11 protein-coding genes, 1 tRNA gene, 3 pseudogenes and 1 riboswitch are annotated in these 12479 nt (G+C 44.2%); of the genes and pseudogenes, 1 reads left to right on the plus strand and 14 read right to left on the minus strand.

Features of this window, described 5'->3' with window-relative positions; translation table 11 throughout:
- Nucleotides 1-61: 61 nt before the first annotated feature.
- The 6 genes from XI25_RS24380 to XI25_RS31655 form a co-directional block, all read right to left on the minus strand.
- Entirely contained in the window at nt 62-475 is a 414-nt protein-coding gene (locus XI25_RS24380; RefSeq protein ID WP_046680661.1) for a GNAT family N-acetyltransferase, read from the minus strand.
- Between the two features lie 420 nt (nt 476-895).
- A riboswitch (cyclic di-GMP riboswitch) is annotated at nt 896-980 on the minus strand.
- A 166-nt stretch (nt 981-1146) separates the two neighbouring features.
- On the minus strand, nt 1147-1434 hold the full coding sequence (locus tag XI25_RS35315) for a UbiA family prenyltransferase (protein ID WP_235440287.1): 288 nt from the start codon (nt 1432-1434) through the stop codon (nt 1147-1149).
- Complete coding sequence (locus tag XI25_RS24385; RefSeq protein ID WP_235440289.1) at nt 1368-1964, minus strand: protoheme IX farnesyltransferase; 597 nt, start codon at nt 1962-1964, stop codon at nt 1368-1370. The genes XI25_RS35315 and XI25_RS24385 overlap by 67 nt, the downstream gene beginning before the upstream one ends.
- A gap of 37 nt (nt 1965-2001) precedes the next feature.
- Nucleotides 2002-2075, minus strand: a tRNA-Cys gene (locus XI25_RS24390).
- A gap of 193 nt (nt 2076-2268) precedes the next feature.
- Nucleotides 2269-2652 carry an HAD family hydrolase gene (locus XI25_RS37045; protein WP_442950433.1) on the minus strand — a complete coding sequence of 128 codons (384 nt, stop codon included), beginning with the start codon at nt 2650-2652 and terminating at the stop codon, nt 2269-2271.
- Complete coding sequence (locus XI25_RS31655; RefSeq protein WP_052759754.1) at nt 2546-2905, minus strand: HAD hydrolase-like protein; 360 nt, start codon at nt 2903-2905, stop codon at nt 2546-2548. Before XI25_RS31655 ends, XI25_RS37045 begins: the two co-directional genes overlap by 107 nt.
- Nucleotides 2906-3029: 124 nt before the next feature.
- Between XI25_RS31655 and XI25_RS24400 the strand changes: the two are divergent.
- Nucleotides 3030-3927 (plus strand): annotated as a pseudogene (locus tag XI25_RS24400) (LysR substrate-binding domain-containing protein).
- A gap of 25 nt (nt 3928-3952) precedes the next feature.
- Here XI25_RS24400 and XI25_RS24405 read toward each other — a convergent pair.
- From XI25_RS24405 to glyA, 8 genes and pseudogenes are all read right to left on the minus strand, one after another.
- Nucleotides 3953-4714 (minus strand): type 1 glutamine amidotransferase, encoded by a 762-nt coding sequence (locus XI25_RS24405; protein ID WP_046680662.1) that lies wholly within the window; start codon nt 4712-4714, stop codon nt 3953-3955.
- 1 nt (nt 4715) lies between these two features.
- Nucleotides 4716-5945 carry a cysteine desulfurase gene (locus XI25_RS24410; RefSeq protein ID WP_082112499.1) on the minus strand — a complete coding sequence of 410 codons (1230 nt, stop codon included), beginning with the start codon at nt 5943-5945 and terminating at the stop codon, nt 4716-4718.
- The gene (hemL, locus tag XI25_RS24415; protein ID WP_046680663.1) at nt 5945-7258 is read right to left on the minus strand and encodes a glutamate-1-semialdehyde 2,1-aminomutase; all 1314 of its coding nucleotides are present in this window, start codon (nt 7256-7258) and stop codon (nt 5945-5947) included. Before hemL ends, XI25_RS24410 begins: the two co-directional genes overlap by 1 nt.
- A 17-nt stretch (nt 7259-7275) precedes the next feature.
- A complete protein-coding gene (locus XI25_RS24420; RefSeq protein WP_046680664.1) occupies nt 7276-8745 on the minus strand; it encodes an aminotransferase class I/II-fold pyridoxal phosphate-dependent enzyme in 1470 nt (489 codons plus the stop codon).
- Nucleotides 8746-8916: 171 nt separating this feature from the next.
- Nucleotides 8917-9444 (minus strand): MarR family winged helix-turn-helix transcriptional regulator, encoded by a 528-nt coding sequence (locus XI25_RS24425; RefSeq protein WP_235440295.1) that lies wholly within the window; start codon nt 9442-9444, stop codon nt 8917-8919.
- Nucleotides 9445-9704: 260 nt separating this feature from the next.
- Nucleotides 9705-9905, minus strand: a pseudogene (locus tag XI25_RS24430) (thioredoxin family protein); the annotation flags it as partial.
- Between the two features lie 155 nt (nt 9906-10060).
- Nucleotides 10061-11147 (minus strand): annotated as a pseudogene (serC, locus tag XI25_RS24435) (3-phosphoserine/phosphohydroxythreonine transaminase).
- Nucleotides 11148-11153: 6 nt separating this feature from the next.
- Nucleotides 11154-12401: a serine hydroxymethyltransferase gene (gene glyA, locus XI25_RS24440; RefSeq protein WP_152669223.1), complete on the minus strand. Its 1248-nt coding sequence runs from the start codon at nt 12399-12401 to the stop codon at nt 11154-11156.
- Nucleotides 12402-12479: the final 78 nt, after the last annotated feature.

Here is a 12479-nt window from a genome sequence, read left to right on the forward strand (position 1 = left end):
TGTAGTATAATACATCTATACGCTGTTAGACGATGTTAATGCACCCTCGAATTACTGAAAACTAGTTTAGATCTTTCTTGTAGTAATAGTGTTTATTACCTAAAGGAGCATTATCAATTACTGCCATTTCGTAATATCCATACTTCTTATAGAATACTGGTGCTTGAAAACTGAAGGTGTTTAACTTAATGAATGAACAATTCTTTGCTCTTGCAATTCGTTCAGCTTCCTCCAATAATCTTCTTCCGAAGCCTTGTCCACGATGGTCATCTTCTACCCATAAAATATCAATCTCCATCCAATTCCAACATATTGCACTATTGAGGCCGGCTATAATCTCGTCTTTATCATCCTTTAAACACAAATTAATTTCCTCATAAGTTCCGTTTGGTACTTGCTTTGAATTGAACTCAATAAGTTTATTCCTTACATAATTCGCTTCATCATTTGTCCCGTTTATTATCTTTATTGACATGAGATCCTCCTGTAATTTTTGTGTTATTATCTCGCATTAATTTCGTCTAACGTCTTTATCCACGAACTTCGTGAATTACTCCATAATGTAGATATTCGCGAAATTATTGAGCTATCCTGCCCGTTTCTCTATCTGTAATTGCATACTTGCTTGAATCGCTGTTTCTTTTGTTGAAACAATTCGATACTTTCATATCCGGTTCAGAATTGATTAACGTAGCGTGACGTTGTTGCCAATCATGGTCACTGTCAGCCAGTAATACTTTTTATGCTCCGGCTCTCTCTAAGAATCAATTCTTTAATCTCTTCTTGAATAATTCTCCAATCTATCCATAAATAATAACCTCTTTTCCACTTTAAAAACAGAAACAGACACAGCCTCCTCCGAGCTGCATCTGTTTCTCAGCATCGTGTATTTCGAGAGGGGAACCCGGCGATCATTGCATTAAGCAGAAGACCCGTGGCTTTGCGTCCCAGTCTTTCGATCTGGTTTGCCATTATCCTTCAAGGTAGAGATAACATAGAGCAAGTTCGCTTACATATTAAATGTGCCGAAAGCTGCACCTATGCCAATCAGATGACTAAAATAGAGCAATCTCAAATATCATCATCAACAAAGAAAACGTCAGGAAATAAAGAGAGAGTCGAAAGTTGTTTGAAGCCCATCTCGCTTCATTTTTTTGTAATCAACCCATGTAGACATGCGATCAACCAAATTATTAACAGCGCACCAGAAACGATCAAATATCCTACACCAACGTAGTTATAATCAAATAACAAATAATTAACGAAAAATAAGCTCACAACATACGGTAGCATCTGTATTTTTGTGCGATATACACCTTTTATAACGGGAAGTAGCGGATATCCTGCTGCCCGGTATTCTTCTTTTTTTAAAATCCCAAGTGACCAAAAATGCGGTGGCTGCCATAAAAAAAAGAAACAAGAATAAAAAGCCATGCGCCGAGTTCCAGCTCATTTGAAAAACCGCAGTAGCCGATCATTGGTGGCATAGATCCGGAAATACCTCCGATTGAAGTACTCCAGGTTGATGTCGGTTTAAGCCAAGCCGTATAGATCACTACGTAAACAAAAAGTCCAATGAAGCCCAAGGCTGCGCTTAATGGATTAACGAAAATATACAAAGTAGCCAATCCAACGAACCCCGTTATAATCCCAACTATCAATACATTTCGAGGTTTCAGTCGCCTGCTCGGTAACGGGCGAACACGGGTCCGTTCCATTTTTAAATCTCGGACACGATCCAAGAAGTTATTTAACATCGAAGCAGCCGCAACAACTAATGTTGTTCCAAACAGAATGAATATCAAAGTTATGTCGTCAAACTTCAATCTTGAAGCAAGACAATAACCAGCAAACGCACAAAATAAATTAGAAGCCAAAATTCCTGGTTTAATAACAGAAATCCAATCTCTCCAGGGTTGGATTTCTATTAACGACTGGCCTGAGGCTCCACTGCTGTTCTGCATTTTGTTCCACCTCGTATCTTCCAGAAAAAAATGATGTTGGAGGAGGTATCTGGATTCGAACCAGAAGTGAGGGTTTTGCAGACCCTTGCCTTACCTTTTGGCTATACCTCCAATAGTAGAAGATAAAGTGATTATCTTTGATAATTAAATCTTAGTCGCTTCCTTTCATAGGATCAATTCTAATTACAGGATGATAACGATTAGTTTTTCCTATGATAATGAGTGTTTCTCAATCACAAATGGTTGTGCAGACTGAAACTTCAGCAACAAAAGGCTGAAATTTCAGTCTATATTGTATCTTTTTTCAATTCGTGTAATCATTACCTACAATGCGGAGTAGGTCATCAGGTCGATTCAATCTGTAATTTGCGACAGTGCGTTCTGGTTGCTTGGCTCCCCACATCGCTATAGCGAAGTCAATTTGAGCACCGTTCGCGCATTGCTGATCAAATACGGTATCTCCGACATAAAGCGTTGTTGTCGGGTCGATTCTGGTTTGCTCTACATATTTGATTAACGGATCAGGCTCAGGCTTATGCTTGGACGTATCATCTGCACAAATAATGTGCGAGAAGTACTCACTAATACCGTGCGGCATAAAGTCGAATTTGAATTCCTCGCGTGTTTTGGACGTAACAACACCCGTATGGATGCCTTTTCCGGCCAACTTTTTTAAGCATATCTTCAATCCCGGGATAGAGGGTCATCAGATAAGTATTCTTTTTTACATAAAGCGTCAGCTTTGCAGCAGCATGCTTTACATCCGGAACCCCCAAGAGGTTCATACTATTCTCACTAGTCATCCCCAATACAGGAATCAATTCTTCACTTGGGTACTCCATGTTCTTTTCTTCTCTTAAAACCTGCTGCAAGGCTAGAATGATCGCTTGGTCTGAATTAAGAAGAGTCCCATCCACGTCAAATATAACGGTTTGAATCATATTAAAAACCTCCTTTTTTCATTCACAATTCCCGCTAAAAACCCATTAGTAATTCAATATCATTTATCGTATAATAATAGAAAATTCCTATCATTATAAAAGCAACACAAAAGGAGGAAGTCCAGTGGAACTGAAGCAATTGGAATACTTCATGACGTTAAGTCAAGAACTGCATTTTACCCGTGCTGCCGAAAAACTAGGTATTACCCAGCCCTCGCTTAGCCAGCAGATTCGTTTGCTGGAGCACGAGGTCGGCATGCCTCTCTTTGATCGTGTCGGCAAAAAAAACAATGCTTACCGAAGCAGGCAAAGCGTTACAACATCACGGCTACAATGTGTTTCATGAACTCTCACAGGCGCGTGCAGTAATCAGTGAACTACAAGGCTTAAAGAGAGGTACATTGAAAATTGGCGCACTCTTGACCGTTGTTAATTACTTGCTTCCTCCTACGGTGATGGGATTCCATAACCGTTATCCCAATGTAGAGCTTTCTGTGCTTGGGATGCGGACCGGCGATATCTATAACGGACTTCTGCAAAATGAGCTTGATCTGGGAATTGTATTCTTGCCAATGGAACATGAAGAGCTTGAAACTATCCCACTTTATAAGGAATATCTTGCCCTTGCAGTATCTGTAGATCATTCCTTGGCCCAAGCATCGTTTGTGACGCTTGACATTTTAAAGGAAACACCTTCTGTTCTATTGCCGAATTCCTATTTCTTACGGCAAGTGATTAATGAACAGTGCCGGTCATTGGCATTCACGCCCCAGCCAGTGATGGAAATGACAACGATGGAATCGATCATCACGATGGTTGGCAGAGGTGTCGGCGTTACCGTCCTGCCGAAAGGGTACTTGGATTATATTGATCATCCACAAATCCGAACGATTCCGATTCAAAATCCGGTGCTCACCACACAAATTGGAGTCGTATATCGTAAGAATAAACATTTATGTGCAGCTAGCCGTGTATTTATGGAACAATTAGTTTCAACGGTTAAAAACAAAAACTTTTTGTAAACGAAAAGCTACCGGCGAAACTTGCTTAGTCGCCAATAATAGGGTAGGGTACATTGCTTTTATAAATCAAATCCTGACCCTTATTAAGAGTTCGATAATTTTTTTCCATTGTATCGAGCAAATGTACCAAAATGGTATTCGAATGAGCCAAGAAAGACGTCTGATCCAACATGTGACCCGGAAGTTGGACGTACATACCGGGTTCGATTTCATCACTACAATATTCAATCAGCTTTTTGATGCTGTCATTGCTGCTCTCCAGATGAAATTGCAGCCCAATCACATGACCACTATACTCGAATGCCTGATTAGCGCAACCAAGACTGATTGCAGCCGTCTTGACTTCATCAGGTAATTCAAACGTATCTCCATGCCAATGAAAAGGAACATACTCCTTCGGAAATTGTTTGAAAAATACAGAACTCTGAGACTCTTCAGTCATTTTTACAGGATGCCAGCCCATTTCCTTATAGTGATTTCTGTATACTTTTCCGCCAAGCGCTTCAGCAATCAGTTGCGCGCCCAAGCATATGCCGAGTACCATCTTCCGCTGCCGGATCGTTTCTTTAATAAACGCCTTTTCACGGACAAGCCATGGAAACTTCTCCTCATCGTACACCCCCATCGGGCCGCCCAAAATGACAAGCATATCGAACTCCGACTGAAGTGGGAAATGCGTGCTTTCGTATAATAAAGTGCCCGTTAACTTATAGCCTTTGTCCCTAACCCAATCCGATATTCGTTCAGGCGATTCGAATGGAACATGCTGCAAGTAATGAATTCTCATCTTATTCCACTTCCCTAAAGTATTCTTTCGTTTTGTTCAGTGCAAAAAGAAGTTGCTCTACATCCTCTTCCGTATTATATAAATAAAAGCTGGCACGAGCCGTAGCACTGGCTCCAAAATGTCTCATCAACGGTTGACAGCAATGATGCCCGGCACGAATCGCTACGCCGTACGAGTCCAAAACCGTAGCCAGATCATGCGGATGGATCGTGCCCAAATTAAACGTCACCAGTCCAAACCGACCTTCCTCCGGACCATACATCGTTAAATGTTCGATTTGCTTCATTCGTTCTACCGCATAGCTGGTCAATAGCTTGTCATGCGCTTCGATGACATCCAGCCCGATTTGCTCAAGAAAATCAATAGCCGAGCCCAAGCCAACTGCGCCTGCGATAATTGGCGTGCCCCCTTCGAATTTCCACGGGAGCTCCTTCCAGGTTGCGTCATACAGACCTACACCAGCAATCATTTCTCCACCGAATTCAATCGGCTCCATTTGCTCGAGATAAGCTTTTTTTCCATATAACACCCCAATGCCGGTTGGCCCGCACATTTTATGTCCCGAAAAGGCATAAAAATCGCAATCCAGCTCTTGCACATCCACCTTGATATGGGGGGTACTCTGAGCTCCATCTACCATGACGACTGCCCCATGCTTATGGGCGATTGCCGCGATTTGCTTCACTGGATTGGCAACACCCAATACATTGGAAATATGTGAAACAGATACGATTTTCGTGCGATCTGTGATCGTTTTCCCTGCTTCTTCGATCGAAAATGTCCCATCGGCTTGCAGCGGTATATATTTCAATACTGCCCCCGTCGCCTTTGCTGCTTGCTGCCAAGGAAGAAGATTGCTGTGGTGTTCCATAGCGGAGACAACAATCTCATCGCCCTCTTTACATATCGCTCGTGCATAGCTGCTGGCCACAAGGTTAATAGATGAAGTTGTCCCGCGCGTAAAAATAATTTCCTCAACCCGTTCTGCATGGATAAAACGGGCAACTTTCGCCCGCGCCCCTTCATAAGCCTCCGTTGCGCGTGAGCCTAACGTGTGAACACCCCGATGGACGTTCGCGTTATCTCGTTCATAAAAGTGTTTCAAGGTCTCTATCACCTGAATCGGTTTTTGAGCCGATGCCGCGCTATCCAAATAGACGAGCGGGTGACCGTTAATTTTTTGACCCAATATAGGGAAAAGTTTTCTTATGTTAAAAGTATCCAGAACCATCACCTCCTATTGCTGATTTTAATCAATGCCTGATAATGAGCACTGATCGTCCTTTCGATATCTTCGTCGGAATGAGCTGCCGAAACGAAACTCACCTCGTAAGGTGTAGGGGCAGTTAAAATGCCGTGCTCCAGCATGGCTACATAATATGCTTTAAAAAACTGCATATTTGAACTTTTAACTGTATCGTAGTCCACAACCTCCTGCTCCGAAAAAAAGGCTGAAAACATGGAGCCGACCCTGTTTATTTTTAGCGGTATGCCGGCCAGTTTGGCATTTTGTGCAAAACCTTCTGCCAATCTGGCCGCTTTTCTATCCAACTCCTCATACAATCCTGGCTCTTCAAGCAATCGCAAGGTTCTATACCCGGCTGCCATGGCGAGCGGATTGCCTGATAATGTGCCCGCCTGATAGATGGATCCAACAGGAGCAACCTGTTCCATAATCTTACGTTTACCGCCGTAAGCGCCGACGGGCAACCCGCCTCCAATGATCTTGCCAAGACAGGTAAGATCCGGGATAATTCCATACAGCCCTTGCGCCCCATGAAAACCTACGCGATATCCCGTTATGACTTCGTCAAAAATAAGCAAGCTGCCATACTGCTTCGTAATCTCGCGCAACCCTTGGAGAAATCCAGGAGCTGGCGGTATGACCCCCATGTTCCCCGCAACAGGCTCGACGATAACAGCAGCAATTTGTTCTCCAAGTTGTTCAAATAGAAAGCGGACACTGTCCATGCTATTATAGGGCGCTGTAAGCGTATGGGCAGCAACACTATCGGGTACTCCCGGGCTATCCGGTAATCCCAGGGTAGCGGCGGCCGATCCTGACTTGATTAATAACGCATCGGCATGTCCGTGGTATCCGCCTTGAAATTTTACGATTTTTTGCCGCTTCGTATAACCTCTTGCTAATCGCAATGCGCTCATCGAAGCTTCCGTACCGGAATTCACCATACGCACCATTTCAATAGATGGCATACTTTTGCATATCCATTCAGCCATTTTGATTTCAACCTCCGTAGACAAGCCAAAGCTGGTTCCGCGAGACGCTGCTTTCTTGATCGCCTCCACCACTTCAGGATGAGCATGCCCGAGGATCAAAGGCCCCCACGACCCGATATAATCGATAAATTCGTTGCCGTCGATATCGAATACGCGCGCCCCTTGACCTCTTGCTGCAAAAACAGGCGTTAAATCGACCGATGAAAATGCGCGAACAGGGCTGTTTACCCCGCCAGGTATTACTCTTTTGGCTTGCTCAAATGCTGCTATAGAATACGAATCCTTTCTTTTTGTGCTGAGATTCATAGATGCTCCCCCTTTGGCTAAATCGCCTTGGTTTCGATAACTACCTTGATATTTTGCACTTTTAAATCTTGAGGTCCTCTCACAGGAAGACCAACTTCCAAATGCTCTCGAATGTAACGAATATGTTGTTCCGCGATGACTTCTCCAGGCAGTAAAATAGGAATACCCGGAGGATACACATAAACGGACTCTGCCATAATGCGCCCGGCAGATTGCTCAAAAGGAATAAGTTCAACCTCCCCATAAAAAGCATCTCTCGGTGTCAGAGCAAGCAGCGGAATTTCAGGTAATTTTACATCAATGGCTTCAGCTTCCGCTTTTGGTTTTTGATGAGCTTTGGCCAGTTCAGTTAAAGCGTCCAGCAAGCAATCTACCGTTTCTGTCGAATCACCTGGTGTGACCAAGCAAAGAATGTTGTACAAATCGCTCAGTTCTACTTCAATATTGCAGTACTTCCGCAGCCATTCTTCCGCAGCATATCCGGTAATGCCTAACTCTCGGACATGTACGGTAAGCTTCGTAGGGTCGAAATCAAAGGCCGCATCCGTCCACAGAATCTCCCTTCCGAAAGAAGCCAGACCGGGAATTTGGTTGATTTGAACTCTAGCGTATTCTGCCAGTTGAATTGCTTTTGAAGCCATTTTCGAGCCATTCAAGGCAAGATGCTTCCGTGCTGCGTCCAGGGAAGCCAAAAGAATATAAGAAGTGGATGTGGTTGTCAGCATGCTAAAGATGGTTTGTACTTTTTCACGCTGAATGAGCCCTTTTTTGATATGGAGCAGCGAGCTTTGTGTCAGCGATCCACCAAGCTTGTGCATGCTTGTTGCAGCCATATCTGCTCCAGCCTGCATGGCGGATAACGGAAGCATGTTATGAAAGTGGAGCAATGCCCCGTGCGCCTCGTCGACAAGTACCGGTATGCCGTAATCATGAGCTGAATCAACAATGGCTTTCAGATCGGTACATACACCGAAATAGGTTGGATTGATTACCAGCACCGCTTTGGCGTCCGTATGCCTTTCAATCGCTTTCTTCACCGAACGAATAGAGATGCCATGGTCGATCCCCCATCGTTTGTCTCTTTCAGGAGTGACAAATACAGGCTTGGCTCCTGCAAAAACGATTGCAGATAAAATCGACTTATGCAGGTTGCGCGGCACGATGATTTTATCGCCAGGTCCACATACAGACATGATCATCGTTATAATCGCACTGCTCGTTCCTTGCACAGAAAATAATGTATAATCTGCGTCAAAAGCATGAGCAGCCATGCGCTGTGCTTCGTCGATCACGCCAGTAGGCTGGTGCAAATCATCCAATGGCGCAATATTAATCAAATCGATGGATAAGGCATTTTCACCCAGAAATGTTTTAAACCCGTATTCCATCCCTTCTCCTTTTTTATGGCCTGGTATATGAAAAGGAATCGGGTTTCGACTCGCATGTTCTATCAAAGCAGTAAACAACGGTGTACGACGATGATCCATCCTATTGTTCAATTCCTTTCGAAACGAGATATCGAAATCAATAACATTAATCATAAATCGAGCTAGATTATTGTTCAATCCAATTAATTATATAATAACGATAGGATGTGCCTATGATAAAGAAGAAGGAAATCAAGCCAGATGCAAGGATGGCGTTCATCCACTGCCATTCTAGACTTGGAATGAGGAAGTATGTTCGGGGCATTCTTGGAGTGAGGCTTCGTGGGTAAGATACTTTTGGATCATCTTGCAATAATGAGGCGCTGCTATATCGCCGGTATTCGGGAGAAAATGAATGCAACCTAGACAGGGTTCCGATACAATGAGATGCCCCTCCTTTTGCAGGGTAGAAATAATAGAGCCAATCCCAATCTCGAAATGCGCCAGCAACTCCTCCGGAATAGGCTGGAGCGCATCATCTAGTAGATGTCCCCAATTGTCAAGCTTGTTAACGATCTCCCTTCCCTTTGAAGTTAAAGAGAGCAAGGTCACTCGACGATCTTCGGCTTTTTGCGATTTATTGATCAGTTCTCTTCTCACTAATCCATTGAGTATTTTCACAGCCGTTACATGAGTCGTACCGATCGTATTGGCGAAGTTGCCTACCGTGGCCACATCGCTTCGTGTGTAAGCTGCGAACAGCAGTGCCTGGATTTGTACAGGGGATAATCCCAGGGTATCGCTTTCGGCCTGTGTCACTTTTTTTGATCGCCTGGGACATTCGGAACAAAGCCATGCCGATGCGCGCTGAGCGATTATCCTTTCGATGCTGAGGGTCAAATATCATTGCTTGTCGTACCTTCCATATTCATTTTGCTTACCTCTGACGGTGCCCCGTAACAGCGGGATAGTTGTCTCTTATATATATATTACATGCAAAATAAGTCGAATAAAAGCAGATTCAATGAAATGTGTTGACAAAAAAAAGGCCCCGCTAAGGGCACCTTCTTTTGTGATGTTTAACCTTTTACGTCCTCGAGACTTGCGCCGAAATTGATATGATATACATTTCCGCCAATCACCAAGGCTGGAACGGATTTAACACCCGCCTTCTCCGCTTCTTCGATCCGGTTTCGCGCTGTACCGAGATGCACAATTTCCGTAGTAATCTTTGATTCGTCAAGATAATTAACCACCACTTGCGCCGCATCTACACAAACGGGACAACCTGCATGATAAAAAAACTGCTTGTGCCATTGACATTCGCTCCTTTAAATTTTATGTAGCTTTGCTACTTATTAAAAGTATAAAAAAGGATACGGGTATGATCAATCTCAAATTGCTTATCGTTATCATAGGTAAATGTAATGATTATTCAGCCGTTCCTCTTTTGAAACTCAGTCAGAAAATCCGCCAGTGCTTTGCAATGCTCATAAGGTACCGCATTATAAATGGAAGCTCGGAGATGCCCCGCATTCCGATGGCCTTTTAATCCCATGAATCCTTCCTGCTCCAGTTCAACGAGCAACTTATTCTCAATTTCCGGACTGGATACACGGAAGGTAACGTTCATCATGGACCTGCTGTCCTGATAAGCCAATCCTTTATAAAATCCGCCGCTGTTGTCGAGTACATGATAAAGTAATTCCGCTTTTCGCTGGTTGCGGACAGCTATGCTCTGTACTCCCCCCTGATTCACAATCCACTTCAATACAAGGTTCACCATATACACAGAAAAAACGGGGGGTGTATTGTAGAGCGAATGATGTTTAACTTGTGTGCGATAACTTAATATATCGGGGATTGTTTCAGGAATGCACTCCAGCAAAGAGCGGCGGACAATGACAATCGTAACACCCGCAGGTCCCAGGTTTTTCTGAGCGCCTGCATATATTAATGAAAATTGAGATGGTTCAATGGGACGAGAAAAAATATCACTAGACATATCCACTACTAAGGGTACATGTCCGGTATCAGGGAAGCGTTGGTACTGTATGCCGTCAACCGTTTCGTTTGATATGAGATGGACATACGCCATATCCTTCGGAATATTCAAGTTGCTTAGATCGGGCATCTGTTTAAAACTTTGTTTCTCCCCGCTTGCCAACAGGAGGGTCTTCCCTATTTTCTGCGCTTCATGCCACGCCTTTCCCGACCATGTCCCACAGTGTATATACCCCGCTATTTTTCCTTCTGTCAAAAAAGTTGATCGGCACCATCGAAAATTGCAGGCTTGCCCCTCCGTGAAGAAATAAAACCTCATAATCTGAAGAGAGACCCATCAGCTCTTTAATTAACTGTTGCGCTTCATGATGGATGGCTTCGTATGCTTTGCTTCGATGGGAAATTTCCAGAATGGATGCGCCAATCCCTTGATAATTTTGCAGTTCTTCTCGTGCTTCCTGCAATACTTCCGCCGGCAAAGCTCCCGGACCGGCATTAAAATTATAGGTATTAGCCACAGCTCATCACTCCTGTAGACCTTCATATAAAGGGAATTGCGACGTGATTTCCTGCACGCTTCTTCGTATTTGCTCCTTGGCGACTGAACTCTCGGGATTTTTAAGTGCAAGTCCAATCAGCCGAGCAATTTCTTTCATTTCTTGGGGTCCCAATCCTCTTGTTGTCATAGCTGGAGTCCCGAAGCGAATGCCGCTCGTCACAAGCGGGCTTGCCGTATCATGAGGAATCGCGTTTTTATTCGCCGTAATCCCCACCTCATCGAGTATGCTTTCAGCTTCTTTTCCAGTTAATCCAATCGGGCGTAGGTCGAGCAAAATAATATGATTGTCCGTCCCTTCCGATACAACAGTTAACCCTTCATTTAATAATGCCTCAGCCAATACTTTGGCGTTAACCAGCACTTTTTCGATATAAGATTTGAATTCTGGTTGCAATGCTTCGCCGAAGGCAACCGCTTTTGCCGCGATGGCATGCATAAGAGGACCGCCTTGGACTCCAGGGAAGATCGCGTTATCAATCGCTTGCGCCCACGCCTTGTGGCACATGATGATGCCGCCTCTTGGGCCTCGCAGCGTTTTATGCGTTGTCGTCGTAACAAAGTGCGCATGCGGAATGGGGCTAGGATGGAATCCTGCCGCGACAATTCCTGCAATATGCGCCATATCCACAAAGAAAAGAGCTCCCACTTCGGCTGCGATTTGAGCAAACGGCTCAAAATCGATCGTTCGCGGATAAGCGCTGGCGCCAGCGACGATCATGCGCGGATGATGTTTATGAGCGAGTCTTCGCACTTGGTCAAAGTCTATGCGCCCCGTCTGTTCATCGACGCCATAAGAGACAAAATTATAAAGTCTCCCGGAAAAATTCACCGGACTCCCGTGTGTAAGATGGCCGCCATGAGATAGATTCATGCCCAAAATCGTGTCACCTGGATTGACTGAAGCAAAATAAACCGCCATATTCGCCTGTGCGCCGGAGTGAGGTTGCACATTGGCATGTTCAGCACCAAAAAGCTCTTTGACACGTTGAATGGCGAGCTCCTCGATCCTATCGACATACGCACATCCGCCATAATATCTTCTTCCCGGATACCCTTCAGCGTATTTGTTGGTCAGCACCGTACCCGTGGCTTCCATGACAGCCCTGCTTACAAAATTCTCCGAAGCAATCAGCTCTATTTTATTCTGTTGCCGAGTAGCTTCTTGCCAAATGCCGTTCGCAATTGTTTTGTCCTGTTGTTCCAATAATTTCACAGACATCTTCCTTTCCACCAACGCGTTGCAATAGCAACGATTTTCATGATAGTATATCAATCAATGGATTATAAATAA

The organism is Paenibacillus sp. DMB20 (genome assembly GCF_000987955.1).
Lineage (GTDB): Bacteria > Bacillota > Bacilli > Paenibacillales > Paenibacillaceae > Paenibacillus_AQ.